The organism is Serratia sp. HMSC15F11 (assembly GCF_001808215.1).
GTDB classification, from domain to species: Bacteria; Pseudomonadota; Gammaproteobacteria; order Enterobacterales; family Enterobacteriaceae; genus Serratia; species Serratia nevei.
Genome location: NZ_KV792462.1, coordinates 46,628 through 72,582 on the forward strand (window position 1 = coordinate 46,628; position 25,955 = coordinate 72,582).

The following is a 25,955-nucleotide window of genomic DNA, read 5'->3' on the forward strand; positions in this document are numbered from 1 at the left end:
AAACCATGGAGATAAACACCGTCTCGCGTTCGATAAATCAATGGTAAACAGAAAAAAAACGCCGATTATTGACCTATTTCACAAACCGATTCCGGTTAATAAGTTATTTAATGTTCTTTATTTACTTAATTAATCTTATGGTGTTTATTATTGAGATAATCTTTATTTGGCGCCGCAATTTACTTACATTCATTTAGCATCTTGATTGCAATAGCAGGTTTCATTATGGAATGGCTGAACATCCTGATCGTTGAAGACGAAACGCCGCTGGCGGAAATGCACGCGGAGTTTATCCGCCAGAACGGCGGCTGCCGCCAGATTTGGCTGGCCGGCACCCTGGCGCAGGCGCGCGCCATGACCGAGCGTTTCAAGCCGGACCTGATCCTGCTGGACAACTTTCTGCCCGACGGCCAGGGCATCACCCTGCTGCGCGAACTGACGCTGAGCGGGTATCGCGGCGGCATCGTGTTCATCACCGCCGCCAGCGACATGGCCACCGTGGCCGAGGCTTTGCGTTACGGCGTGTTCGACTACCTGATCAAACCGCTGGCCTATGACCGGCTGAGCCAGACCCTGCAGCGCTTCAGCCAACGCCGCGAAGCGCTGAAGGACAAAGCGCGCCTCAACCAGCGCCGCATCGACGAGATGTTCAACACCTACGCCCGCGGCGAACAGCAGGCGGCGCTGCCCGCCGGCATCGACGAGCTGACGCTGGGCAAGGTCCGCGCGCTGTTTGCCGAACCCGCCGCGCGCCACACCGCTGAAAGCGTTGCGCAAAAAATGGGGCTCAGCCGCACCACCGCGCGCCGTTATCTGGAGTTTTGCACCGCCGCACAGCAGCTGCGCGCCGAGATCATTTACGGCAAGGTCGGCCGCCCGCAGCGGATCTACCGCGCCGGCGAACCGCATTAACGGTTATTTGATCGCCCTTGCAAGGTTGCATGTAACCGCTTTACTTTTTATGCGCCGGTCAGCATCTTGGTGAGCATCACCTAGCCGACTGGACGATCGCCGATGCCCGCTGCGCCCCTTGCTTCCCTGACCGAGATCCTCGCCCGCCGTGACTGGCAAAATCCGGCCTGCACCCACTCCCGCCGGCTGGACGCCCACCCACCGTTCGCCAGCTGGCGCACGGTGGAAGACGCGCGCGACGATGCCCCCAGCGCCAGCCGCAGGTCGCTGAACGGCGAGTGGCGCTTCAGCTATTTCCCGCGCCCAGAGGCGGCGCCGGAAGGCTGGCTGCAGCAGGATCTGCCGGACGCCGCCCCGCTGGCGGTGCCGAGCAACTGGCAGCTCGCCGGCTACGATGCGCCGATCTATACCAACGTGCGCTACCCGTTCCCGGTCGATCCGCCGCGCGTGCCGGAAGACAACCCAACCGGCTGCTACTCGCGCACCTTCAGCGTCGATCCGGCCTGGCTGGCCGCCGGCCAAACGCGCGTCATCTTCGACGGCGTCAACTCGGCGTTCTATTTGTGGTGCAACGGCCACTGGGTCGGCTACTCGCAGGACAGCCGCCTGCCGGCGGAGTTCGATCTCAGCCCGTGGCTGCAGCCGGGAGAAAACCGGCTGGCGGTGATGGTGCTGCGCTGGTGCGACGGCAGCTATCTCGAAGATCAGGACATGTGGCGCATGAGCGGCATCTTCCGCGACGTCAGCCTGCTGCACAAACCCGCCGCGCACCTGAGCGATGTGCGCATCACCACGCCGCTGCATGACAGCTTTACCCGCGGCGAACTGGTGGTGACGGCGCGCGCCAGCCGGTCCGGCCCGCTGCAGGTGCAGGTTCAGCTGTGGCGCGATGGCACACGGGTGGCCGAACGCACCCAGCCACTCGGCAGCGAGATCGTGGACGAGCGCGGCGCCTATGACGATCGCGTCACGCTGCGCCTGCCGGTGGAACGCCCGGCGCTGTGGAGCGCCGAAACGCCCGCGCTGTATCGCGCCACCGTCGCCCTGCTCTCACCCGAGGGGGAGGTCATCGAGGTGGAGGCCTATGACGTCGGCTTCCGCCAGGTAGAAATCAGCGGCGGGTTGCTGAAGCTCAACGGGCAGCCGCTGCTGATCCGCGGCGTTAATCGCCACGAGCATCATCCGCGCCACGGCCAGGTGATGGACGAGGCGACGATGCGCCACGACATCCTGCTGATGAAGCAGCACAACTTCAACGCGGTGCGCTGTTCCCATTACCCCAACCACCCGCTGTGGTACCGGCTGTGCGACCGCTATGGGCTGTACGTGGTGGACGAAGCCAATATCGAGACCCACGGCATGCAGCCGATGAACCGCCTGGCTGACGATCCGCTGTGGCTGCCGGCGATGAGCGAGCGCGTCACCCGCATGGTGCAGCGCGATCGCAACCACCCTTGCATCATTATCTGGTCGCTGGGCAACGAGTCCGGCCACGGCGTGAACCACGACGCGCTGTACCGCTGGGTGAAAAGCCAGGATCCGACCCGCCCGGTGCTATATGAAGGCGGCGGCGCCGACACCGCCGCTACCGACATCATCTGCCCGATGTATGCGCGAGTGGATCAGGATCAGCCGTTCCCGGCGGTGCCCAAATGGGCGCTCGGCAAGTGGATCGGCCTGCCGGAGGAGCAGCGGCCGCTGATCCTGTGCGAATACGCCCACGCGATGGGCAACAGTTTCGGCGGTTTCGAGCGCTACTGGCGCGCGTTCCACGCACATCCGCGCCTGCAGGGCGGCTTTGTCTGGGACTGGGTCGATCAGGCGCTGATCAAGCGCGACGCCCAGGGCGAAGAACACTGGGCCTACGGCGGTGACTTCGGCGATACCCCCAACGATCGCCAGTTCTGCCTGAACGGGCTGGTGTTCGCGGATCGCACCCCGCATCCGGCGCTGTTCGAAGCGCAGCGGGCGCAACAGCTGTTCCGTTTCGCCTTCGACGCCGCCTCGCTGACGCTGACCGTCACCAGCGATTACCTGTTCCGCCACACCGACAACGAGCAGCTCAACTGGCGGCTGGAGCTGGACGGCGTGGAGCGCGCCAGCGGCAGCTTCGATCTGGCGCTGACGCCGCAGGGCAGCCATAGCTTCACCCTGCTCGATCGCCTGCCGATGCTGCATCAGCCCGGCGAGCTGTGGCTGAACGTGGAGGTGGTGCAGCCGCAGGCCACCGACTGGTCCGAAGCGCACCACCGCTGCGCCTGGGATCAGTGGCGGGTGCCGCGCGCGCTGCATCCCGCGCCGCCGCCGGCGCAGGGCGTGCCGCCCACGCTGACTGAAGACGAGCAGGGGCTGACCCTCACCCACGGCGACCAGCGCTGGCGCTTCGAGCGCAGCAGCGGCCATCTGACGCAGTGGTGGCAGAATGAGCAGCCGCAGCTGCTGACGCCGCTGCGCGACGGTTTTGCCCGCGCGCCGATCGATAACGACATCGGCGTCAGCGAGGCGGACCATATCGATCCCAACGCCTGGGTCGAACGCTGGAAGCTGGCGGGCCTGTACCGGCTGGAGGAACGCTGCACGCGGCTGCAGGCCGATGCGCTGCAAAACGGCGTGCGGGTGGTGAGCGAACACCAGTTCGGCGTGGACGAGCAGATTTTGCTGATTAGCCGCAAGCAGTGGCTGTTCGACGCGCTGGGCGCGGTGAGCGTGAACGTGGAGGTCGAGGTGGCCGACGCCCTGCCGCCGCCGGCGCGCATCGGCCTGCACTGCCAACTGGCGACGGTGCAGCCGCAGGTGGAATGGCTGGGCCTGGGCCCGCACGAGAACTACCCGGATCGCCGCCTGGCCGCGCAGCACGGGCGCTGGCGCCTGCCGCTGGCGGATCTGCACACGCCGTATATTTTCCCCGGCGAGAACGGCCTGCGCTGCGACACCCGCAGCCTGCGCTACGGCGGCTGGCGCATCGACGGCCGCTTCCACTTCTCGCTCAGCCGCTACGGGCTGCAACAGCTGATGGCCTGCAGCCACCAGCATCTGCTGCAGCCGGAAGCGGGCACCTGGCTGCACCTGGACGGCTTCCATATGGGGGTGGGCGGCGACGATTCCTGGAGCCCGAGCGTGCACCGGGATTACCTGCTCACCGCCGGCATTTACCGCTATCAGCTGCGCCTGCAGCGGGCGCCAGAGAGCTAAATCTGCCAAAAAACTCAACGGGTTGCGCATTCTGTAAGCAAACAGTCACAGAATGTGTAATCCGCCTTTGACATGCCGACGGCGCCTCGCTATTATTCGCCCCGTTCAAACGATTCCTCTGTAGTTCAGTCGGTAGAACGGCGGACTGTTAATCCGTATGTCACTGGTTCGAGTCCAGTCAGAGGAGCCAATTTAAGGGAAGCAGACGTTCACTAACGTCTGCTTTCTGCATTTCTATCAATTGGTTATCCCCTCTCAGTCGTTCACCCTCGTTCACTAAAAACCACTCGAAGCCATATCATTTTGATGGTAAAAATGCTGGTAATGCTGGTTCGATTTCCCTTTTACCAACAATCGAGGGGGTGTTTTCATGTCACTGACTGATATCAAAGCAAAAAATGCAAAACCCCTTAAGAAGGAATACAAGCTGACCGATGGCTTTGGCATGTTCCTTCGCGTTACCCCCAAAGGTTCAAAATACTGGCAAATGGCCTACCGTTTCGAAGGGAAGCAAAAAATCTTCTCCATAGGTGTTTATCCTGCTGTTTCCCTTGGTGATGCAAGACAACGCCGTGATGAGGCCAGAAGGCTTCTTGCTCAGGGCATTGACCCTAATGCAAAGAAACAGGCAGAGGTTAAAGAGCTTAAAGCCAAACGTGATAATACACGCTCCTTCAGAACAGTAGCCAAAGCGTGGTTCTCTACGAAAACAAAATGGTCTGATGATTATGGTGATGCCGTATGGAAGCGCCTTGAAACTTATGTCTTCCCGGTAATCGGTGACAAAGATGTTGCCGAACTGGATACGGGTGATCTGCTGGTTCCGGTGAAAAAGGTTGAGGCACTTGGTTATCTTGAAGTTGCCATGCGCATTCAACAATACATTACGGCAATCCTGCGTCATGCCGTCCAGCAAAAGCTGATACGCCATAACCCAGCCTATGATATGGAAGGTGCAGTTCAGAAACCACAAACTGAACACCGCCCTGCACTTGAGCTGGAAGAAATACCGCAACTACTGAAAAAAATTACCGAATACAAAGGCCGCAGGTTAACCATACTGGCAATACAGCTCAATCTGATGATTTTCATTCGTTCCAGTGAGCTGCGTTTCGCTCGCTGGTCTGAAATTGATTTCAAAAGTAAGTTATGGGTGATACCCGAACAGCGTGAAGCAATTGAAAACGTCAAACATTCGACTCGTGGTGCCAAAATGAAGCGTAAGCACTTCGTTCCCCTTTGTAAGCAAGCTATGAGGATACTAAAAGAGATCCGACAACTGACTTATGAAGAAGGCCATGATGATGGATTAATCTTCACTGGCTGTTATGACTCGTTTAAACCCATGAGTGAAAACACCATCAACAAAGCCCTGCGTAATATGGGATATAACACGAAGCAGGACATCTGTGGACACGGTTTCCGCACTCTGGCCTGTAGTGCCTTAATTGAGTCCGGGCTATGGTCAGAAGACGCTGTAGAGCTTCAAATGAGCCATAAGGAAAGCAATAGCGTCCGTGCTGCTTATACCCACAAGGCAAAACACCTTGACCAGCGCCGCCTGATGCTCCAGTGGTGGGCTGATTTCCTTGATGCTAACAGCAACGATATGGTCAGGCCGTTTGAGTTTGCTTCAAATAAATAAAGGGAAAGGCCGTTCGCGGCCTTTCAACTTCATGCTTAATTACAGTCTATGCTGAATATGATACTGAATCTTTCTCTATCGCTAAACCAGCGATTTTTTCCAGCATTATTTCCCAGAGTGCGTATTTTCTTTTGTGCTCAATAAACAGGGATTTTAAATACTCTTCTGTTGAAGGGATTTTTTCAGTCCATGTAATATCTTTACTGTAATCAATGCTTTTTTTCATATCAGATGCCGCATAGCTGTAGTATTTACTCTGAGAACGGCTGATACTGTCCTCTGCCAGCACTCTACGGAGCAGAGTTGCAGAACATGCATAACCATGCCTGTAAAGCTCACTCGATAAGGTACGAACAAAAGAACCGCGTAATAAAGACATCATCTCTGCGATTTCATTTTCACTCGCATTCATGACTTCAGAATCAAGTTTTCCATAACTATCTGTCCCGGACAAGAAAAGAATAACAAACGGAAAGCCTTTTTTCTTTGCTATGCCAGAGAACAAATCCAGTGAGTCATTATTTTTCTCTACCCGATTATAGATATTATAAAAAATAACATCACACCTGTTCTTAAATCCGTCTATACAAATTGTTTTTGCCTGCTGAATCTCGCCTTCTTCAATCAACGCTAGAGCCAACACCTCAGTCCATTTATCACGAAGCCCTGCCTGATCAACTGATTTATCTTCTTTGATTTTATTGAGAACCTGAATGGCTTCCTCAGTACACAGTTCATCAACCAGCAACTCAGCAAACTTAATGATGTATTCTGGCTGGTTCAGTTTTCTTTTCTCAAAGCATTGCCTGATGAAATCAACATCCCTGATATACAGACTTAACTCAACAGCATCATTAACATCACCTGTCTTAAGAAGACTTTCCCTTAAAGCACGAATAACATTGTATCCCAGATCTTTTTTATACTTATCAAAAATATCAAAGTTAAAATATACATCACCTTTAAGTACGGAAATTATTTTATCCGCTATAACATCAATGCTTTTGTCTTTTTGTAGGGACAGGGATTTTAACCATATTTCGACAGCACCATTATAATAGTCCATCCATGATCCATCTGATGTATCAGCAATTTCGCTGACTTTATCAAATGAGAGCAGTAAATCATGGCAAAACGCCTCGGTTTTTTCAGGCAGCGTTGATACCGTCTTTTCAAGTGGAAATATGACATTCCTGTATAGCCCCTCAAAAAAAATCGCTGCTTCATAATAATCATAAAAGCGTTTTGTTTTAATTACCCTTTTGTATTCAGCCTCAGCCTTTTTCAGTGATTCTTCTGGAGTTAACAGATATTTATTAATAAGAAAGGATTTTGCCTGACCATTATCCTCTGCAATATCACAAATTATTTGCATGAGTTGATCGGCAGGTATTTCTTTGAGTAAAGCAAGTTGTTTCTTGTTCAGTTTAGCCATCATCACATCCTGATAATGTTTGGTAGACGCAGAAAAGCTAATTGTACTAACACGAGGACAGAACATTCAATAAAAGCATTAACATAATGATTTAAAAAGAAATCTGTAGCACGCTGTTCATTGATGAAATGCACTATTTACCGTAAAATATCCCCCATCACACAGTAACCTGATACAGATACGTGGAATGGTCAATGAACAAACTTTCGCCTGAAATGCCCGAACTGCAATCAATGAATATCACTGCTGATAACATCACCAAGCTTAAATCATTGTTTCCTGAAGCTTTTAATGAAGACAGTATTGATTTTGAGGTTTTAAAGCAGCTTTTGGGTGAAAATGTAGACGACAAAGAAGAACGCTATGGCCTGAACTGGCATGGTAAGCGTCAGGCTCGTCAGCTTGCTCTTACCCCTTCCCGTGGCACCTTGCGTCCATGCAAAGATGAAAGCGTTGATTGGGATAATACCAAGAACCTCATGATCGAGGGCGATAACCTTGAAGTGTTAAAACTTCTTCAAAAAAGTTACGCTGGAAAAGTTAAGCTTATTTATATCGATCCTCCCTATAACACCGGGAAAGATTTTGTTTATCCTGATAACTTCCAAGATAATATGAAAAATTATCTCGAACTTACTGGACAAACAGAAGATGGAACACGTTTAAGCACAAATACAGAAACCAGCGGTCGTTATCACACTGACTGGTTAAATATGATTTACCCTCGAATTAAACTTGCTAAAAATTTATTAAAAAAAGATGGTATATTTATTGCCAGTATCGATGATGCGGAACTGAGCAATTTTAAAATCGTGCTAAATGAAATTTTCGGAGAAGAAAACCACCTCGGCACTCTGGTTTGGGATAGAAATAGAAAAAATGATGCCAAGTTTATTTCTGTAGGCCATGAGTATATGTTGGTTTACGCTAAAGATATTCAGTCATTAATAAATAACAACATAGTCTTAAGAGAAGAGAGAGAAGGATTAGAAGAAGCCAAGGTAATATATAAAAGATTAGTTAAGGAATATGGCGACGATTGGGATAAAATAAAATCCGGATGGATTAAATGGTTTGATAACATTCCATTATCAGATCCCAAGAGACGCATGATGCGTTTTGTAAAAGTTGGTTCTCGGGGACCATATCGAGACGATGGAAATATAAGCTGGCCCGGCGGAAATGGACCAAGATACGAAGTTTTGCATCCTATAACAAAAAAACCAGTTCCAGTTCCTTCAAGAGGATGGGTTTATCCAAATGAATTGAGATTCTGGGAGGAGTACAATAAAGGGAAAGTCGTATTTGGGCCTGATCATACAACATCAGCTAGAATTGCATCATATCTTTTTGAGAGTGAAGGACAAGTTTTACCTAGTGTTTTTTATAGTTATGCACAAACTTCTACTCAGGATTTTTTATCATTAATGGGTGAGAAAGTTTTCGATAACCCCAAAAGCAGAAAAGATATAGCACGCTTGATTAATTACTTTACAAAAGAAGACGATCTTATCTTGGACTTTTTTGCTGGTTCTGGAACCACGGGACATTCTGTTTATGACATTAATGCGCAAAAGAGTGCCAACAGACGCTTTATCCTTGTTCAGTTGCCAGAGCGTTTACATACAAGTGTGAAAGAACAAAAAATCGCTTACGAATTCTGTAATAAAAATGGAAAAAAAGTAAATATCACTGAAATAACTAAAGAACGTCTGCGCCGAGCAGGTAAAAAGGTTCGTGAAGATAATCCAGACTGGAATGGTGATATTGGTTTTCGTGTATTTAAACTTGATACATCCAATATTCGCCCGTGGGAAGCAACAGCGGAAAGTCTTTCACAACAACTTGATGCCTATATAAGCCCAATTGTTGAAGGACGTAGTGAAGAAGACCTACTTGCTGAATTAATGCTTAAACGTGGTATCGACCTGAGTGTTAACGTTGAAAACCAGCAGTTTGATGGATTAACTGTTTCTTGTGTTGACGGTGGCAAATTGTTTACCTGCTTTGCTAAACAAATCCCTGCATCTTCAGTAGAAGAACTGACCAAGGGGATCATCGACTGGCATAAGAGTTTGAAGGCTGGCAAAGATACTGTCTGCTATATCCTTGATGACGCATTTGAAAATAACGTTGCTAAAACAAATCTTTGCGCCATTCTGGAACAACACGGCCTGACTAACCTGCATAGCCTTTAAGGGATTGAGATGAAACTACATTTTGAATCTGACCTTAAATATCAACACAACGCTATAACATCAGTCTGCGATCTGTTTGAAGGGCAGGAAAAATGGGAGAGCGAAATGACTGTGCTGGCCCCAGCTCAGGGCGCTCTCTCATTTGAAGGTTCTACGGGTTCAATGCCTGTTAACCCACAAATACCCAAAGATGATGTACTGCTTAAAAATCTGAACAATGTTCAGTTGAAAAATCAGCTTCCTCCCTCGCCCATTCTCGATAGCCATGATTTTACTGTCGAGATGGAAACAGGGACTGGTAAGACGTATGTTTATCTTCGCACCATGCTTGAGTTGAATAAACGTTATGGCATGAGCAAATTTATCATCGTAGTTCCTTCCGTTGCCATCAAGGAAGGCGTTTATAAAACACTACAGATCACGGAAGAGCATTTCAAAAGCCTGTATGCGGGTATTCCATACGAATACTACCTATATGATTCTGCAAAACCTGCGGATGTTCGAAATTTTGCAACCAGTTCTGTTATGCAGATCATGGTAATGACTGTGGGTGCGATTAACAAAAAAGATGTTAACAAGCTCTATCAGTCCAGTGAAAAAACAACTGTGGACGATCTGGATAAGCCCATTGATTTAATCCGTGCTACACGTCCAATTATTATTGTCGATGAACCGCAAAGTGTTGATGGTGGCTTGAACGGTGCGGGTAAAACCGCACTTAATGCTATGCACCCCATGTTCACCTTACGCTATTCAGCAACACATATTCATAAACATCATATGGTGTACCGCCTTGATGCCATTGATGCTTACAACCAAAAACTGGTCAAACAGATCGAGGTTGCCGGGCTTGAAGTCCAGAATGCAAGCAACAGTCCTTATGTGAAACTGGTCAGTATTAATAGTAAGAAAAATGTTATCAGCGGTACTGTTCTTGTTGATATAGCCGATAAAAAAGGGAACGTAAATCGTTCAGAGATTACCGTATATGACGGTATGACACTCGATGACGAAACAGGACGTGATATTTATCAGGGTTACCGGATAAGCGAGATCCGCACGGGCAAAGAGGGTTATCTTACACTGGAAACACCTTCTGATACCTACTATATGAAAGTCGGTGATGTCGTGGGGGATATTGACCCTATGCTCATCCAGCGTCATATGATCAGACGTACAATCCGTGAACATCTGGATAAAGAACTTCGCCTGAATACTCAGCAAATCAAGGTTCTTACCCTGTTTTTCATCGATAAGGTTGATTTCTACCGTCAGTTCACTGAAGAAGGACAACGTGAGCCGGGTGAATATGCCCGTATCTTTGAGGAAGAATACCTTAAAGCCATCAAAAGTCCTGCCTATAAAGATTTACTCCCTTCTCATCCAGAACATGCCAAAGATGTTCATGATGGTTATTTCTCCATTGATAAAAAAGGTGCATGGGCTGAAACAAGCGAAAGCAATAATGCAGGCCGCGAAAATGCGGAACGTGGTTATAATCTCATCATGAAAAATAAAGAGAAGCTTTTAAGTTTCTCCAATCCGGTAAGGTTTATTTTTTCACACTCTGCATTGAAAGAAGGCTGGGATAATCCAAATGTATTCCAGATCTGTAGCCTTCGTGAGATGGGGAGTGAACGCGAACGCCGTCAGACATTAGGCCGTGGGCTTCGCCTGTGTGTTAACCAAGATGGTGAGCGTGTCCGGGATGACAGCATTAACATTCTGACTGTAGTTGCCAGTGAAAATTATCAAGCCTACGCTGAGCGCTTACAGTCTGAAATTGAGAATGAAACAGGCATCCGTTTTGGTATCATCGAAAAAGATGCGTTTGCCCATCTGATCTTCTCTGATTCCTCACAAGTTGTAGGTATCATCGCTTCACAGGAGATATGGTCTGAACTACATGCTGAAGGTTATCTGGAAAAAACCGGGAAAATCACCAAAACACTGAAAGAGACTCTTTTCGATGGCACTTTTACTGTTAGCGAAAAGTTCCTTACCCTTCAGGAGCAAATTGAATCTATCCTGCGTAAATCAGCAGGACGACTCAATATAAATAATGCTGATGAGCGTAAAGTAATCAAATACCGGAAAGAGGTCTTAAACAGCCCGGAATTTGAAGCGTTATGGCAACGCATTAGTCAAAAAACATTGTATCGTTTGGCATTTGATGAAGATTCATTGATCAAATCCTGTACGAAATCACTTTCTGAAATGCAGCCTGTAGCAAAAGCAATGGTCAGTTTCAGTAAAGCCACAATAAAACAAAGCCAGTCAGGTCTTGGTGTTGAAGCTCAGTCAAAGGGGACGACAAGCTCTGTTATTGATGTTGAAGAACAGCCACTGCCAGATGTTCTTGGTGTTCTACAGGAAAAACCGGGCCTGACAAGACGCAGTTTATGCACCATCCTTAAAGAGAGTGGAAAACTCGCTGATTTTGCCAAAAATCCGCAACAATTTATCAGCGAAGCTATAGGCCGAATCAACTACTGCAAACGCCTGTCAATTGTTGATGGTATTAAATATTATCCACTAAAAGGAGAGGTGTATGCGCAAAGTCTCTTTATGGATAAGGAGCTAACAGGATATGCCCGCAATCTTTTCGAAACCTCGTCTAAGTCAGTTTACGAATATGTTCCTAAAGATTCTGAAGTCGAAAGCCGTTTCGCTCAAGAACTCGAAGAACAGGATGAAGTTAAGCTTTATGTGAAGCTGCCGGGATGGTTTAAAATCCCGACACCATTAGGGACTTATAATCCTGACTGGGCCTTAGTCATTGAGGATAATGGTGAAGAACATATCTATTTTGTTGTCGAAACTAAAAGTAAACACATTGGTCTTGGTCATGAAGAAGATGCGAAGATAGCCTGTGGAACAGCGCATTTTAGTGCCCTAAAAGAAGAACAGAGTAATGCAGCAAAATATGTTAGAGCTACAGATCTTACAGAAATAATGGGTAGCCTCTAAACTATATAAAATGGCCTTTCAGGAGGCCATTTAAAAAATCATAAGAATATCCGTGCTTAATAGATTCAGTGAGTTAATAGAAATCTTGTTTATTTAATTTTTATTACATTTGTTTAGTTTTTAATATTATTGGCATATAGCATAAACAGTTATAGTAGCTGTAATATTTTTAGTTGTATCACATCCTGCATACCAACTGTTATCACCATTAGGTCTGGAGACCGTTAACCAAACATATCCTTCTGCTGTATTACATTGACCGCCTCCACCTACAACTTTTTCTGAACCAGCGCAATAAGCAACAGCTCCGGGGAAACGATAAGCAGAGGCATATGCTGTTCTTATTACTGGACTTCCTGTTGATCCGCTCCATACTCCATTAACACAAGAAATAACTTTACCTTCTGGTGTTCTTCCTACAACACCATTTGGAGAACATCCCCACCCTATATTGGCTTGTCCATTTATATAAACAAATTCACCAGCGTTTATTCGACCATTAGCATCAATATTGCCATTAGAATGAACATAGTTAGAGTTGAGGTTTCCTGATGCCCATACGTATTGAGCATTCACCTGATGACCAGCATTTATATCATTAGACGCAAAAATATTACCGGAACTATTCATATAAGCATTTACAGCACCTCCCGAACCAGCACCTACTGTTCCTGCAGCGTAAACATCAAGGGTTCTTAAACCTCCACCCCAGCCAGATGGCAACTCATTTGGATCATACCCCATTAAACCAAGCCTTTGATCTATTTTGGCATTTCTATTAACTTGTAATACTGTTGTATAATTTCCAGCAGATGGTGAATATAAAGTTAATGGTTTTGCCGTTCCTAAACGTATTTCATAATCATTTCCAGCGGCATCTCCACCAAGCGTAATGGTATCACCATAACCATTATGTGCGATAACTTCTTTAGCTGCATTAATATTTTCTCCAGAGGTGATATTGCCACCAAAACTACCGGTACCAGACGCAGTAATATTTTTTGCGTTGTTAATATTGTTACCTCCCATATTTAAATCACCTGTCATGGGGAGAGTTCCATCACGGCGTAAATATATGGAATATAATGTACTATTAAAACCAGTTCTGAATCCAAGTAAACCACTACCCGTAATATTACTGAAATTAGAAGAAGACTCCTGCCATTGCCCCTGCATCCCGGAAATAACTGTTGTACTCTGAGTCATACCACTGTCAATACCCGCTGTTTGCATGGCTTTCCCTAATAAATCATAACGCGTTTTTCCGCCCTCAATCCATGCCGTAGTAGCTACAACCAAACCATTAATCACATAGTTTGGTGCAGTTCCTCCTCGCTTAAGCAAAATTTTATAAGGTGATTTATAGATATTAATGCCGGAATAAGAAACAGGCAAAAGCCCTTCATTTATTAGTGTCTGGTAGGTTATTTCACACTCCGACGTATTACACGTTCTTGGCCCCGGATCATTACTCTGACTACTACTCGGTGTTAACGTTGAAAGTTTATCGTAGCGTAAATTAATATATCCATTAACAGCTTCACCAATTTGCCTGATCTGTTCTCCGGCTGTTTTTGCCGTAAAGTCCTCTTGCGATGCCTTCATATCCTGAAACTTCATAAAAGCCACCATCGTCCCAACACCTAAAACAAGAGTTAATTCTAGTAAAGAGAATCCTTTTTTAATTTTCATTTCCATCGCCATTTTTATATTCACGTATTAATTAATTATCAAATAACAAACAAAAATCAAGATACAGATAAAAACAAATCCCCAGCCATATTAAAATTAAGCTAGAGATTTGTCAGGACGTGAAATATATAAACCTAAAATTATATTTTTATGATTTTATAGATGAAAGAATCTGATTATATAAGATTATGAGATTTTAAATAAATAGATATATCATCATAAATAGAATGTCAAATCTTTTAATGAAAGTTAACGATAATTATCTGTTGGAACTTTTTCTAAAATACTTGTCAAATAGTTTATATGCATTATCAAGTTTTCCTTCCTTTCATGCTCGCCAGAAATAACATTCCGCTTCTTTTAAATCTTTCTTTATCATCTGGATGTAGGTGGGGTATCTCTAGTAGCATACCTAAAACAAGATCCTTATCCACCGTAAAAACATCACAATCAAGAGCCTTGGCAACTTCAGCCCCTAAAATTATTTTCTGACGTGTCTCTATCTGTTTAGCTTCTTTCTTAGACTTATATTGCAAACGATTTAAACGCATCTGAGCAGATGCTAATTGCTGCTCCAGTGTCTTTTTTATTCGTGGTTTCTTTCTGGTTTGCTCTTTATCTGAAATATCACTCATTTTCTATCCTCTTATAGTTCCATGATACATATATATTTCTTATATATATGTTAGTCAATGAGGATATTTGAAAAATTGGATTATTATTTCTTTTTATACGATGGGAGCTTTTCTTTTAACATATTAAAGCAGTTGATAACATTCTCATGCTCTACTGAAAAATGATCTATACTCCTTTTCAGAAGATCATTGGCAACATCAACGATAAATTGACTTCTTTCACTATGATTATAGACAGTAAATACATCAGCTATCCAATGATAGCAGCAAAGCGTCAACAAAATACAATAGTCTTGATATTCTTTAATACCTGATAAAAAAGTATATCCGTTATAATCTACTTGCCTTGTTCTTCTATAATATTGCCTAAGCGTGGGTTTCATTATTATTAAATTATATTTAACTATATCATAGTGAATGTCATCCTGAACGTAGTCGTTTTTAAGAAAGAAACTATTGCTATGAACATATAAAGCATAGGCAATGGTTTCAGTTGAGACTCCATATTTCTCACACAGAGCCTTTGAGACAACAGAATTGTTTTCAATATGTCTTATAAACTCACTTTCCTTCAAGTTTTTTGTTTTCAATTTTTTCATGTATTACCTCTTATAAAAAATTATAATATCATCATTAATGAATGCTTTAACGACGAAATGGCACTGGTTTTCTCCATTCAAACTCTGCCTCAAACCTTTCTTTATTTCTTTCATTTTTGATCTGACAAGATATACGATTGTTGAGGATCTTTTTTCGAGCAATTTTTAAAACTTCTTTCATTTCACATTTTACAAGCTTTCTACCTTTAATTTTCATTTCTTCATATATGGCATTATTGATAAAATCTCTTTCTTTAGCTGATAGTATCTTTAATCTTCCTTGCTCATCCGCATTATTTGAAATGGTATTAATTGTTTCATCTTCTTTTTCTTCCATATCAACTCTACTCTTCTTTTGTTTTTTTGATTTTTGCTCTTTTCTAATCGAGCGGACTTGATCACGAGCAATAAATTTGACAGTTTGTTTTTCTTTTTTATTTAGTGCTTTACCTTTTAACTTAGCGGCTTCTTCCAGAAAATCATCTATTATCTTTTTTTCATTCTCAGTAAGATTTTGTATCCATCCCATTCTTAGTTTTTTTGTTTTACTTTCCATATCATTACCTTTTTATTTATATTTTTTAATTAATACAATTAAAAAACAAAAAACTCAAATTAATCCATGCACCATATTTAATTTATAAGCCTACTTATCTTTCGTTAGTGCCTTGATGAAATGGCACCTACCTACTGATATTTTTAAAATTATTTTTTTGTACTAGTAGTACTAGAATTTTATTAGATTAGGTTCTGGGGTTTTAGATAGCGACTTTCAGTCGTAGTAGTTTTCCGTCAGGAAAACTTAGTTTTTCTGCAAGCTTCACCCCCCTAACCCCCCGTAAAAAAATACTATTGTAATATTTTTTTTAGGTTCGCAGGTTGGCGATTCTCACCGTAGCTATTGAGTTCCAGCACGTTTCCATTACTGGGACACCCCATCGGACTCCTACGGATACATCATGATCATTTAAAGCATTTTCTCGTTTTACTAAAGAAAATTATACTACCGCTTTATAGATTTTAGATGAACGCTTCAAGTTGGTGGCTACCGACTTCCCCCCGTTTATATGCCACCTACAATAACCTAAGAACAAAACAGTTTTTAACACATGATGTCCAAAGATTCTTAGACCTGATACACAGGTTTAACGTTATTGCTTTTGAAGACTAAAATGTTTTTGGAAATGGTATTTGAAAGGCTTGTAAAAAAGTTGCGATTTAGATTTGACAAATATGAAAAGATTATTTAATACTTTATTATATTTGTAATCACGTTGTCTCTTAACTGATTACAAGGCTTCAAAAGTCGGCAAAACTTTTTTAGTCCTTAAAAAGTCAACTTTGAAAGTTGGCTTTTTTTGTATCTTTATTTTATTTACAACACAATATTTTACTTGTCAAATAAAACAACCTAACTTTATTAAAAAATAAAAAAGACCAGATAAACATATAGTCTTTTTCTCTCTGTTATATTTCACCATACTACTTTAAAACGTTCTGTATGCGATTTTAAGAGGATATTTTTATAGCTTTAGTATTTATATCATTTTTATTCATGTGCTTCCCATAAATGATCTACGCTTGAAATATACTCATCCACCGATTTATTATAAACAACATCGTCTCTGCAAATTAGAGACGTTAAAAAATTATCAGCCCTACCTTCCTCAAGGTATATAAACGATATTAAATAGTAGAAACTTCTGTATTCTTTACCAATATCATCAAATGAAAAACCATTTAACGTTGACATATAATAGAAGTATCTTGCTAAAACTTCAAACTTAAAATCTTTTGACATGTTTTTTAAAAGTCTTTCAGACATTATTAACCCCTCCATGAAATGGACCTGTATTTCATGTGTTTTATTATTTTTATTCATAAGTATCCTTTTCACATGTAATAACCTGACTGAATCCCCGATAAAACTCCATTCAGGAACACCAATCTATCTTCAAGCGTAGTTTTATAATCATCAAGATCATTCAAATCTTCTTCAAAATTGAAACAAACATCATAGTTCACCATTGAGCATAACTCTTCTTCGATATCTTCTATTTCATCCTCGATTGTTTTTATATCTACCATTTGAAACCATCCTTATCTGTTTTTAAGGAGTTAATACAAAATTAAACACACCCCGTCAAAATTAACATTAAAAATAAAAAATAAATCACTTAATTTTTATTTGATTTTTATAATTTAATAAGCAATAAATTAAATCTAGAAAATTAAAGAGGTTGTGAATGAAAGAGAAGATCATAAAAATATCATGGGGTAAAACCTTAGATGGGAAAGTTATCAATGTGAATGATGCTATAAGAGATAAAGATTATTATTGCCCGTGCTGTGATGAAAAGTTAACATTGAGAACAGGAAATATAAAAAGAAAACACTTTTCACACAGGAATGATTCTAAATGCGATCCAGAATCTGTCTATCATAAACTGGCTAAGTTTCTTATTTGTTATGCTATATCTGAAAACGCAAAAGGTAATAAAAAAATAAAAATGGTCAGTAAATGTCATGGTTGTGATAAAGAACATAAAAAAATAATAACGCCTTGTATTTTCTCAAATGCTAAAGATGAGGTTCCTATCGATAAATATCGTTGTGATGTTCTCGCTTACCTGAACAATGGTAATAAAGTAGCAATTGAGGTTTTCCATACTCATGAAATAGATGAGGAAAAAAAGAAAAACCTATCAATACCGTGGATTGAGTTAAAATCAGAAACAGTAATTGAAGATCCTTTTTTGTGGATTTGTGATGACTTTAAATTTAAATTAAGTTTTTGTAGTGATTGCATAAAACACTTCAAAAAAATCATTTCTGTATGTGATAAGTACAAAATAGACAGAAAACTCTATACACCATTGAACATACCTAATGATGAGAAATACAATTATATTGCCGACTTAATTACATGTTATCGTTGTAAAGCTATCACGCCAGTATTCTTTCATAATAATGGAACCGAATATGATGCCCCACATACATTAAAATTTATCAAGACACCTAAAGTTCCAAAAGGCTATTTCACTAATACTTGCGCTAAATGTGGTACAATATTAGGCATGAAATATGTATTTGGGGAAGCATCACACATAAATAAACTTCAAGATTTCGAAATTTTTAGAGACATAGAATTAGAGTCCTTATTCTACGAGAAACAACAGTGGTTTGGAAATATAAGTTCTAAGCAAAAAGAGTTAAACCTGATAAGATGTAAATTAATGGAGAATTGAAAAGCTACTGTACTACCACGTTCAGGCAGCACTTCGTGATTATCGGAAATAATCACTGAGCTGATAACAGGCTCGTCCTGTTATAGATTGGATTTATCCAAAAATGGTGTTTACAAGAATCTGCACAAAAATGCAACACCACCTGCACGTAAATACACAACACATATATATTCAAACACTAACCTTAAACGTCTAATCCTCATCGCGTTACTTATTTTCTCTCATTCATGATTTTAAAATCACTTCTTAATTTCTGACAAGAATTTCACACATTAATCTATTCTAAGTTATCTTTTATCATATTTTTATAAATTTCATCTTTCCCGCCTACGGCGGGAGACTAATTTAACTACTTTTGCCCTTACGGGCGCTCTCTAAAACCATAGTCATTAAGATTCGTGTAATACCTCAGCCGTTCATCCGATTCTAGCCCTGTTAATTTCACAGCCTGTAAAACTAGAGTTATTATTTAAGTATAGAAAAACTTTAAACATTGTCGTTATTTTTAGCTCCGTTAGGAGATATAAAAATAAAGCAATGCCCACCTATACACTGCTACGCAGTGTGTGGGGTCTACCGACGGTTGCCTGCCGCAGGCTAACACCGTTTCCTTCGGAAACAAGGTCAACGTCAACACCAGAGTTTTTCTTGCGAAAAACTAAAACCAGCATAGTCGCATTGGAGAGTTATATTTTGGTTTGATATTTAAATTTATATTGAGGTTGTTTTTATTGTATGGCTATTTTTCATCTTGATTTTAAAATTGTGAAACGTTCAGAAGGCAGGTCTTCCGTTGCGAAGGCTGCCTATCATGCTCGTACACGTATAACAGATGAAAGAACAGGTGATACGTATGATTACAGTCGCCGTACTGATTTATATGGGCATTTCATATTAGCTCCAGCTAACGCACCAGAACACATCGTAAAAGATTCTACAGCATTGTGGAATGAAGTGGAAAAAGTTGAGCGCCAGAACAATGGTCAAACATCCCGTTATTTCGATGTTGCTATTCCTGCCGAGTTAAACAATGACGACAAGAAAAAACTTGTCCTTGAGTATTGCCAGAAAAATTTCGTTGATAAAGGCATGATTGCTGACATCGCTTTCCATGATCTTGATAGTGATAACCCTCATGCTCACGTTATGTTAACCTTAAAAACCATAGGCCCGGAAGGTTTTGGTAAAAAAGAAAGAAGCTGGAACGACAGAAAAATGTCTGTGTTGTGGCGTGAATCATGGGCATCTATGGCTAACAGCTACCTTGCTGCCGCTGGTTCGTCAGAACGTATTGACCATCGTTCTCTTCAGGCCCAGCATGAAGAGGCATTAGAAAAAGCGGCGGTAGCTTTAGATAATGAAGAAAAAGCGTTATGGCTTGCCAAGGCCGCTGAAACAAATCGCCCTGCAATGAAACGTATCCACAGTGCCAAATGGCGTAGTAAGGCTGCTCAGGAGCAAAGAGCCGCAGAACAGGCTGTTCGTGACGCTGCTAAACAAGAAGCTGTTGAAGTCTACAAAACATTCAGTGAACTTGATCTTGAAATCGTCGTTGATGTCAGAAGCTTCACGATTACACATCTTGCTGAACCAGAACAAATCGTATTACCTGAAACACACTCCGGCTCTTCTACTGATGAGAATCAAAGACCTGTTTTGGTTGCACCAGCTCCTCATACTCGTATGCGTGGCGTTAAATCTTACCGTGATAAAACAAAAGTCAGTAAGGTCGTTGCAGGTAAGAAACCATCAGTCAGTATTTCTGGTTCTGGAACAAATACTATTCTGAAAACATCCACCTCTCAAAACCCAAACAGGGCATCCAGAAGCGCCCCTGACCGTGCAAGAAAGAATAAGACTACTCCACGTCAGGATAATATTTTTAAACGCTTCACAACTCTTGTCATAGATTTCTTCAAAGAAAAATTTGTATGGGCTAGAAGAGTTAATCATGATCCTGTCAGTACAGAACATGATAAACGTATTGCTGAAAACTACGTCTTTGACGAGGTATTAGGCCGTCATATCTCTCGCACTGAATATGAGAAAAAAGCCAAGTTTAACCAAGATGACTATAAACCAACACCGGATGAGATCACCCGTTTCCCAAGTCGTCCTAAGCACGAACTGCCAGAAAACGATCACAGCAAGGATCTAACTCCTTCTATGCCATCCCTACAAGCCAGAAGAAGTAATGTGTCAAAATCAAAGCCTCCGGGCTACTGGAAATAGAACCAATCTAATTACTTTAACTTTGGTTACTCTGGTGGTATTATTTTTAAACCCAATTTTTGTAAGGAATTTAAAATGAGTACTGTTTATGTAGTTGTTTTAACGTATATAAAATCACTGGAAGAAGTTGACGCGCAGATACCAGCCCATGTTGAATGGCTTAAAAAGGGTTACTCGGATGGTGTGTTTCTTGCCTCGGGCAGGAGAATTCCAAGAAACGGTGGCATTATACTTGCCAAATGTGACAGCCTTGAATCTTTGGAAGAACGCCTTAGTCAGGATCCATTCCAAAAATTAAACATTGCTAAAGCTGAAATTATTCCCTTTGAAGCCAGTATGAAAGTTCCTCTTCTTGATAAGATTTTTTGACTTTATCGAATTTTAGTAAATGATTTTCTGCGTAGGATATTATTCGTCGCGTCGAATAGGTGCTAAGCTCTACATAGTTCAGTCCGTTTAGTTGTTTATGATGTTTGGCGATTGTCCAGATAGCGCAATCAGGACTGAGCTTCCTGAAAGTGATATACACTCATGCAGCTTCAGGTTAATGAAGCGTAACTCAGATATTCCAACTCTAAGAATTTCAATCCTGATGGCTCAGAAACCGAGAATTGTGGTTATTAGCTGCATATCTACGCACGTTATCTGGAAGAGTAGCTTATGAGCAATTCCCTTGACGGATTGTTTTTATATGTTATTAAATTAAAAAAATCCAATACCAAAGGTGAAACATGAAAAAGATAAATTATCCAATGGCAATATACATTTTATTATCCTGCCTGACGCTTATAACTACCATAGGTACTTCTTTAATATATTTCATAAATGGAAATAAAAACATCCCCATACTATCGATGTTATGTGGCATAACGTTGGCTTTATGGTTAGCTACTACGATTATTTTTCTCCCCCTATTCAAAAACTACAAATTATTTATGAAAAAATAGGCGGTATAAAATACCGCCTCTCTTATCTTAGGCTTTATTCTTCATTGCTATTAGTTCATCATATGTGATCATTAACTTAATAGTTATCGATGTCGCAAATATCCAGACAACAATATACACGAGTGCCATTATAATATAAAATATAATTGAACTGAACACTCCAGCGTCTTTCAACGAATCCAGCATACTAATGTATGGATTTTCAACATTAATCGTTTTGAATATTAGAATACTTGCACTTAACGTTGAAGAAACCAATCCCGTTGTATCAACAAGCTTTTTGAAATAATGGATATTCACATTCGAACTATTCATCACCATCTTATGTATTATAATACCAAATGCCAGTGGTGATATAAAAAGAGTCAGGTGATGACTTGCATCTATAAACGAATCAATAAAAAAGCCAACTATAACAACAAGGAGAGGTAGAATAAAATAGATCACCCACTGCGCTTTCGTTAATATTTGGACTTCTTTTTTTGTTTCACCATTTTCACTTTCCTTAGCTTTATGAAATGACAAATCAACAGTACAGTTAATTTCAACTCCGTCAATAATGCCTTTCAGGTTCACATCACCAATTTTCTTTTTTTCATCCCGACATGATAAAGAAACACTATTTTTATCTACATTATTATCATTCATTAGTCTACCTTAACTTCATGAAATTTGTAAGCAATATAATGTTATATTAAGTGTTACAATAGTACAACACAATCATCAGGCTCCCCATTTTTGGTAGTACATGAAGCCACATCGTCATAAAACGATGCGGCTTTAAGAATAACATAAGTTAAATTACATCCTTCTTCTGAACACAACATTATCAGAGAAAATTGCCTTACCTGCGACAAACCCAACAGCCGCAATTATTGGTAGGCTGATAGTAGCTCCCGCCATACCTGTAGACATTCCGATCAGTATAGACAGGCCGAAGGTCAATAATATAACCACGAAAGCATACCAGCCGGGGTAGGTTCCATACAGAACCGTCGCCATGCAGCCGGTGCAGACATGGACACCCCTTTGGCTTTCTTTCAGGCAAAATGGACACTTGATGGTATTGTTTTCCATGATAGCCCCTTAGATCGCTTTCCAGCCATTGCTGGTTTGAACAAGATTAATCATGCTCTCTTCAGGTTCATTCATACCCTTGACACTTGAGAACACTTTTTTGTCTACCCATGAAGGAACATCCGCCAACTTCCATGTATAAGACACGCGAACAACTTTCTGATTACCGTTTCCCGGTTCAGTCCATTCCTTTATCTCAGCAACCGCACGATGACCAACACAGGCACCATCTTTACGATCCCAAAACTCAACCGCTTGGCCTTTGTCTGTTACTTCCAGAACATCGACACTACTGAAACCATTAGCTTGTTGAGAAACATCAAGCAGTCCCTGATTAGCCAGACCTTTCAATATTTCATCACTGGCACTATACCCCGCTGAACGGTAGCCATGGTTGACCCGGATGGGGAAGCCCTTATTGAACACAATGTCATTATCCTGCAAGGAGTAGCACAGCTTTGATTGTGATATTTTTGCGTTGATCGCTTTTTCAAAATCGCCTTTTTCACCGCATCCCGATACAAGAGCAGCAAGACCCGCCACGAGTAAAAATTTACGCATAGTGTTATCCCAGAGTTAATGGTTGATTGTGCCGTTTCTCAGAACAACAAGACGAACTGGCATATCGGCATTGTTTACTGTGGCGAAGCCACGAACTTCAAAGTTGTTGACTGTTCCAGTGACACTGACTTTCTGGCCTTTCTTGTAAGTAAGAACGGCATCATCAATACCAGAGTAGTAATCCAGCCAGACCATCGCGCCGCAGTAGCTGGTATCAGAGGTTTTAAATAAAAGGTAATAGTTAGGGGCTGACTTAGGCATTCCCGTCATCATATCGCTGGCACTTCTGCCCTTCGTAACTTCCAGAACAGTGGCATTGGTGATAGAGATCCTTTTGCCAGTCCACTGTTTCTCTGCCGCCATTGCGTTTTCTTCATAGTCTTTGCAGACAGCACCAAGGCCAGATACAGACGATACCGGGCCAAGGCTTTGAGTGGTGGCGGTGCCCCCCAGCGCTTTACCTACTGAAGACAACGAAGAACTGATTGCTCCATTAACTGTATTCACACCATCGTTGAGCTGCTGGCATCCTGTCAGTGCGGCAGCAGACAGCAGTAGAGGCATCACTATCCGTAATTTCATATCTATCCCCAATGTGTGGAAACTTTATGTCAAAGACAGCCCTACCCATAGGTTGGTCTCTCTGGGCTGTAAAAAAGCATTAATCAATTGATAGGATTCAATTTATTTTTCTGTTCGTCATATCGTTTGTATCGATCGAATTCAAATCATTTGATAGCTACAAGCTATCATAAACAAATTATCGATCGATTTAATCAATTAAAATACCGATCAATTAACCTCATTTTGATAGTCATAAACTATCGAATGTAAATTATCGATCTTTAATAACGATCAATTGAAGATACCTATCGTAAGATATGAATCAGAAGAGGCGGCGTAACGCGTCGCTCATTCGAAGGTTGATGCAGGCAGGATGAAGAGGATGGCTGGCATTCTCGTGTGAAACTGATAGCCCAGCACATAATAATGCCTCCCAGCTTCTCAACATTGTTTCAGACTTTATCCGGCACTGTATTTTTAAGCATCTCATTCCGCTGGTGATAGCTCTGGTGACTACCAAATGCTATTATCCATAAATCACATGTAGTAATAGAGGTAACCATCATGTCCCGATACCGTGCTATTATAATTAAACTCGAAGAGCTTGATGGCACAGTCATTGAACAAAAATGGGCCGTATATGATTCAGAAAGACGAGTAACACTCCCTGATCATTATGATTTCCCAGCTGATGCAGAAAGGGAGGTTACTGTGTTAAATAACGAGCTTGAAGCCGCTAATGAAGAACTACTCGAAAACCTCAAGGGTTTCACTGATGATCCTGAAAACCCAACTTATAAACCATAAAATTATTAACTCACTCATCCCCATCTATCGGCTTGATAAATGGATAAGATTGAGTTAACGCTTCACCTAAAGCATCACGACATGGTATTAGTTTTTCTGACTTTTCCTTTTTTAATGGAGTAAGTATTGATATAGCAAGACATAGCCTTTCTTTATGAGGAAAATCTGTTCCCTTTTCTGAATATCTATGTCTCAACCATTGGATCGTAAATTTCATATCATTTGGTTCCATTCGGGATACCATCTTACAGAATAAACATCTCATGTTTTTGTTGTTCTTATCTGATACATACAATTCAACTAACATTTTACCAATATTTTTAGAATCATGATTTCCATTAAAAAGTGCTGAAGCAAGCATATCAAGTTCTTTATTATAACCTCTTCTCATTCGAATCTCCTATTTTCATGATATTTTACTAATCAATTTAAAACATCCCGTCAATTTATAATTGACTTCTCAAGAATTTTGTTAGTAAAATTTTGAAAAATGAAGTTTTTTTGATTGAATGGATGGGGCTATGACTCAAGAAATAATATCACCAATAGAAAAACAACAAATATTGGATGAAACAAACAAATGGCTAGACTCAATATATCCTTATAAGCGCCCTGCGGCTGAACTTTGTGACCATATAAACAGAGATAGTGATTTCTTTCGTATTGATGCTCACAGAAAAAATTTCGTCTTTATCTTCGATTTGGTAAAACATGGGTATCATCTCGAAAAAAATCAATTGTAATTTCTCAAATATCTTTTGAAAGAAAACGTTCAGGTCATGGCACAGCATTATTGAAGCTTTTAACTAAACTCGCTAAAATGTACCATTATGAACTTATTGCGATTGAATCAGTTAATGATAATAGTAGAGCATTTGCTTTGCGATTTAACTTCTGCGGATATGACTCAGATAACAATTACATTATTGACACTGAAAGTCTTCATGGGATTTTTGAAAAGGAGATGTCTGATTTTTAGTAGTTCACGCTGCATAATTAATGCCCCATCCATACAGTGGCATATGAAGAGCATTATCTCTAATCAACAAATATTCCAGTGGCGATAATTTAAAACATTGTCGTTTTTAAATCATAAAATGACATAGAAACTGACTGCAAAGTCATGAAAACTCACCGTACAGTCAGTCACCTGTTTTCGTCCTTATCCTACAAGGGTTACATGCCTATTTTTTATTAATTTAATTTTGCAAGAAATAAGAAATAAGAAATAAGAAATAAGA

22 protein-coding genes and 1 tRNA gene are annotated in these 25,955 nt (G+C 41.9%); 11 read left to right on the plus strand and 12 right to left on the minus strand.

The genetic code is table 11. The features are described 5' to 3' along the window. The first annotated feature begins 225 nt into the window (after positions 1–225). The 4 genes from dpiA to HMPREF3138_RS12725 all read left to right on the plus strand — a co-directional run bounded on the left by dpiA (position 226) and on the right by HMPREF3138_RS12725 (position 5,749). On the plus strand, positions 226–912 hold the full coding sequence (dpiA, locus tag HMPREF3138_RS12710; protein ID WP_021505854.1) for a two-component response regulator DpiA: 687 nt from the start codon (positions 226–228) through the stop codon (positions 910–912). A 102-nt stretch (positions 913–1,014) separates the two neighbouring features. Next, complete coding sequence (locus HMPREF3138_RS12715) at positions 1,015–4,104, plus strand: beta-galactosidase (protein WP_038877981.1); 3,090 nt, start codon at positions 1,015–1,017, stop codon at positions 4,102–4,104. 114 nt (positions 4,105–4,218) lie between these two features. Then, a tRNA-Asn gene (locus tag HMPREF3138_RS12720) sits at positions 4,219–4,294 on the plus strand. A 180-nt stretch (positions 4,295–4,474) separates the two neighbouring features. After that, the gene (locus HMPREF3138_RS12725) at positions 4,475–5,749 is read left to right on the plus strand and encodes a tyrosine-type recombinase/integrase (protein ID WP_070559081.1); all 1,275 of its coding nucleotides are present in this window, start codon (positions 4,475–4,477) and stop codon (positions 5,747–5,749) included. A gap of 46 nt (positions 5,750–5,795) precedes the next feature. Here HMPREF3138_RS12725 and HMPREF3138_RS12730 read toward each other — a convergent pair whose 3' ends face one another. Then, on the minus strand, positions 5,796–7,184 hold the full coding sequence (locus tag HMPREF3138_RS12730; RefSeq protein ID WP_070559083.1) for a SpnT protein: 1,389 nt from the start codon (positions 7,182–7,184) through the stop codon (positions 5,796–5,798). A 194-nt stretch (positions 7,185–7,378) separates the two neighbouring features. Between HMPREF3138_RS12730 and HMPREF3138_RS12735 the strand changes: the two genes are divergently transcribed. Both HMPREF3138_RS12735 and HMPREF3138_RS12740 read left to right on the plus strand, forming a co-directional pair. Beyond that, positions 7,379–9,382: a site-specific DNA-methyltransferase gene (locus HMPREF3138_RS12735; RefSeq protein WP_016240060.1), complete on the plus strand. Its 2,004-nt coding sequence runs from the start codon at positions 7,379–7,381 to the stop codon at positions 9,380–9,382. Between the two features lie 9 nt (positions 9,383–9,391). After that, positions 9,392–12,352, plus strand: coding sequence for a type III restriction-modification system endonuclease (locus tag HMPREF3138_RS12740; protein WP_070559085.1), 2,961 nt, complete (start codon positions 9,392–9,394; stop codon positions 12,350–12,352). Positions 12,353–12,478: 126 nt separating this feature from the next. Here HMPREF3138_RS12740 and HMPREF3138_RS25525 read toward each other — a convergent pair whose 3' ends face one another. The 6 genes from HMPREF3138_RS25525 to HMPREF3138_RS12760 form a co-directional block, all read right to left on the minus strand. Then, complete coding sequence (locus HMPREF3138_RS25525; protein WP_083301486.1) at positions 12,479–14,050, minus strand: pilus assembly protein PilV; 1,572 nt, start codon at positions 14,048–14,050, stop codon at positions 12,479–12,481. 305 nt (positions 14,051–14,355) lie between these two features. Beyond that, complete coding sequence (locus tag HMPREF3138_RS12745; protein WP_001280266.1) at positions 14,356–14,679, minus strand: conjugal transfer protein TraD; 324 nt, start codon at positions 14,677–14,679, stop codon at positions 14,356–14,358. 83 nt (positions 14,680–14,762) lie between these two features. Continuing rightward, the gene (locus tag HMPREF3138_RS25530; protein ID WP_063850028.1) at positions 14,763–15,278 is read right to left on the minus strand and encodes a hypothetical protein; all 516 of its coding nucleotides are present in this window, start codon (positions 15,276–15,278) and stop codon (positions 14,763–14,765) included. A 46-nt stretch (positions 15,279–15,324) separates the two neighbouring features. After that, positions 15,325–15,834: a hypothetical protein gene (locus tag HMPREF3138_RS12750; RefSeq protein WP_000444413.1), complete on the minus strand. Its 510-nt coding sequence runs from the start codon at positions 15,832–15,834 to the stop codon at positions 15,325–15,327. Between the two features lie 993 nt (positions 15,835–16,827). Next, positions 16,828–17,160, minus strand: a complete 333-nt coding sequence (locus tag HMPREF3138_RS12755) for a hypothetical protein (protein WP_070559087.1) — start codon at positions 17,158–17,160, stop codon at positions 16,828–16,830. 11 nt (positions 17,161–17,171) lie between these two features. Beyond that, positions 17,172–17,366: a hypothetical protein gene (locus HMPREF3138_RS12760; RefSeq protein WP_000227645.1), complete on the minus strand. Its 195-nt coding sequence runs from the start codon at positions 17,364–17,366 to the stop codon at positions 17,172–17,174. A 158-nt stretch (positions 17,367–17,524) separates the two neighbouring features. Between HMPREF3138_RS12760 and HMPREF3138_RS25535 the strand changes: the two genes are divergently transcribed. The 3 genes from HMPREF3138_RS25535 (at position 17,525) to HMPREF3138_RS12770 (ending at position 21,127) form a co-directional block, all read left to right on the plus strand. Then, positions 17,525–18,526, plus strand: coding sequence for a competence protein CoiA family protein (locus HMPREF3138_RS25535; RefSeq protein WP_083301483.1), 1,002 nt, complete (start codon positions 17,525–17,527; stop codon positions 18,524–18,526). A 735-nt stretch (positions 18,527–19,261) separates the two neighbouring features. After that, complete coding sequence (gene mobQ / locus HMPREF3138_RS25540; RefSeq protein WP_083301484.1) at positions 19,262–20,758, plus strand: MobQ family relaxase; 1,497 nt, start codon at positions 19,262–19,264, stop codon at positions 20,756–20,758. A gap of 75 nt (positions 20,759–20,833) precedes the next feature. Next, positions 20,834–21,127, plus strand: coding sequence for a YciI family protein (locus HMPREF3138_RS12770; RefSeq protein ID WP_032260060.1), 294 nt, complete (start codon positions 20,834–20,836; stop codon positions 21,125–21,127). A gap of 605 nt (positions 21,128–21,732) precedes the next feature. Here the strand turns inward: HMPREF3138_RS12770 and HMPREF3138_RS12775 are convergent. The 4 genes from HMPREF3138_RS12775 to HMPREF3138_RS12790 all read right to left on the minus strand — a co-directional run bounded on the left by HMPREF3138_RS12775 (position 21,733) and on the right by HMPREF3138_RS12790 (position 23,925). After that, positions 21,733–22,353: a hypothetical protein gene (locus HMPREF3138_RS12775; RefSeq protein ID WP_032260063.1), complete on the minus strand. Its 621-nt coding sequence runs from the start codon at positions 22,351–22,353 to the stop codon at positions 21,733–21,735. Between the two features lie 153 nt (positions 22,354–22,506). Then, positions 22,507–22,782 (minus strand): hypothetical protein, encoded by a 276-nt coding sequence (locus HMPREF3138_RS12780; protein ID WP_000430099.1) that lies wholly within the window; start codon positions 22,780–22,782, stop codon positions 22,507–22,509. A 9-nt stretch (positions 22,783–22,791) separates the two neighbouring features. Continuing rightward, positions 22,792–23,343, minus strand: a complete 552-nt coding sequence (locus tag HMPREF3138_RS12785) for a lipoprotein (protein ID WP_070559089.1) — start codon at positions 23,341–23,343, stop codon at positions 22,792–22,794. A 15-nt stretch (positions 23,344–23,358) separates the two neighbouring features. Continuing rightward, on the minus strand, positions 23,359–23,925 hold the full coding sequence (locus HMPREF3138_RS12790; RefSeq protein WP_032278471.1) for a hypothetical protein: 567 nt from the start codon (positions 23,923–23,925) through the stop codon (positions 23,359–23,361). A gap of 546 nt (positions 23,926–24,471) precedes the next feature. Here HMPREF3138_RS12790 and HMPREF3138_RS26330 point away from each other — a divergent pair. After that, positions 24,472–24,714, plus strand: coding sequence for a hypothetical protein (locus HMPREF3138_RS26330; RefSeq protein ID WP_097293728.1), 243 nt, complete (start codon positions 24,472–24,474; stop codon positions 24,712–24,714). A gap of 10 nt (positions 24,715–24,724) precedes the next feature. Here the strand turns inward: HMPREF3138_RS26330 and HMPREF3138_RS26335 are convergent, their stop codons facing one another. Beyond that, entirely contained in the window at positions 24,725–25,105 is a 381-nt protein-coding gene (locus HMPREF3138_RS26335; RefSeq protein WP_097293727.1) for a hypothetical protein, read from the minus strand. A gap of 130 nt (positions 25,106–25,235) precedes the next feature. Between HMPREF3138_RS26335 and HMPREF3138_RS27145 the strand changes: the two genes are divergently transcribed. Then, a complete protein-coding gene (locus tag HMPREF3138_RS27145; protein WP_230122584.1) occupies positions 25,236–25,457 on the plus strand; it encodes a hypothetical protein in 222 nt (73 codons plus the stop codon). Positions 25,458–25,955 lie beyond the last annotated feature (498 nt).

Excerpts from the sequence above, each read along its gene's own strand:
- HMPREF3138_RS12770 (WP_032260060.1), top strand. The coding sequence starts at position 20,834 with ATGAGTACTGTTTATGTAGTTGTTTTAACGTATATAAAATCACTGGAA.
- HMPREF3138_RS25535 (WP_083301483.1), top strand. The coding sequence starts at position 17,525 with ATGAAAGAGAAGATCATAAAAATATCATGGGGTAAAACCTTAGATGGG.
- HMPREF3138_RS26330 (WP_097293728.1), top strand. The coding sequence starts at position 24,472 with ATGTCCCGATACCGTGCTATTATAATTAAACTCGAAGAGCTTGATGGC.
- HMPREF3138_RS12730 (WP_070559083.1), bottom strand. The coding sequence starts at position 7,184 with ATGGCTAAACTGAACAAGAAACAACTTGCTTTACTCAAAGAAATACCT.
- HMPREF3138_RS26335 (WP_097293727.1), bottom strand. The coding sequence starts at position 25,105 with ATGAGAAGAGGTTATAATAAAGAACTTGATATGCTTGCTTCAGCACTT.
- HMPREF3138_RS12725 (WP_070559081.1), top strand. The coding sequence starts at position 4,475 with ATGTCACTGACTGATATCAAAGCAAAAAATGCAAAACCCCTTAAGAAG.
- HMPREF3138_RS12760 (WP_000227645.1), bottom strand. The coding sequence starts at position 17,366 with ATGGTAGATATAAAAACAATCGAGGATGAAATAGAAGATATCGAAGAA.
- mobQ (WP_083301484.1), top strand. The coding sequence starts at position 19,262 with ATGGCTATTTTTCATCTTGATTTTAAAATTGTGAAACGTTCAGAAGGC.
- HMPREF3138_RS25530 (WP_063850028.1), bottom strand. The coding sequence starts at position 15,278 with ATGAAAAAATTGAAAACAAAAAACTTGAAGGAAAGTGAGTTTATAAGA.
- HMPREF3138_RS12745 (WP_001280266.1), bottom strand. The coding sequence starts at position 14,679 with ATGAGTGATATTTCAGATAAAGAGCAAACCAGAAAGAAACCACGAATA.
- HMPREF3138_RS12740 (WP_070559085.1), top strand. The coding sequence starts at position 9,392 with ATGAAACTACATTTTGAATCTGACCTTAAATATCAACACAACGCTATA.
- HMPREF3138_RS12755 (WP_070559087.1), bottom strand. The coding sequence starts at position 17,160 with ATGAATAAAAATAATAAAACACATGAAATACAGGTCCATTTCATGGAG.
- HMPREF3138_RS12735 (WP_016240060.1), top strand. The coding sequence starts at position 7,379 with ATGAACAAACTTTCGCCTGAAATGCCCGAACTGCAATCAATGAATATC.
- HMPREF3138_RS12785 (WP_070559089.1), bottom strand. The coding sequence starts at position 23,343 with ATGCGTAAATTTTTACTCGTGGCGGGTCTTGCTGCTCTTGTATCGGGA.
- HMPREF3138_RS25525 (WP_083301486.1), bottom strand. The coding sequence starts at position 14,050 with ATGGAAATGAAAATTAAAAAAGGATTCTCTTTACTAGAATTAACTCTT.
- HMPREF3138_RS27145 (WP_230122584.1), top strand. The coding sequence starts at position 25,236 with ATGACTCAAGAAATAATATCACCAATAGAAAAACAACAAATATTGGAT.
- HMPREF3138_RS12775 (WP_032260063.1), bottom strand. The coding sequence starts at position 22,353 with ATGAATGATAATAATGTAGATAAAAATAGTGTTTCTTTATCATGTCGG.
- HMPREF3138_RS12790 (WP_032278471.1), bottom strand. The coding sequence starts at position 23,925 with ATGAAATTACGGATAGTGATGCCTCTACTGCTGTCTGCTGCCGCACTG.
- HMPREF3138_RS12780 (WP_000430099.1), bottom strand. The coding sequence starts at position 22,782 with ATGGAAAACAATACCATCAAGTGTCCATTTTGCCTGAAAGAAAGCCAA.
- dpiA (WP_021505854.1), top strand. The coding sequence starts at position 226 with ATGGAATGGCTGAACATCCTGATCGTTGAAGACGAAACGCCGCTGGCG.
- HMPREF3138_RS12750 (WP_000444413.1), bottom strand. The coding sequence starts at position 15,834 with ATGGAAAGTAAAACAAAAAAACTAAGAATGGGATGGATACAAAATCTT.
- HMPREF3138_RS12715 (WP_038877981.1), top strand. The coding sequence starts at position 1,015 with ATGCCCGCTGCGCCCCTTGCTTCCCTGACCGAGATCCTCGCCCGCCGT.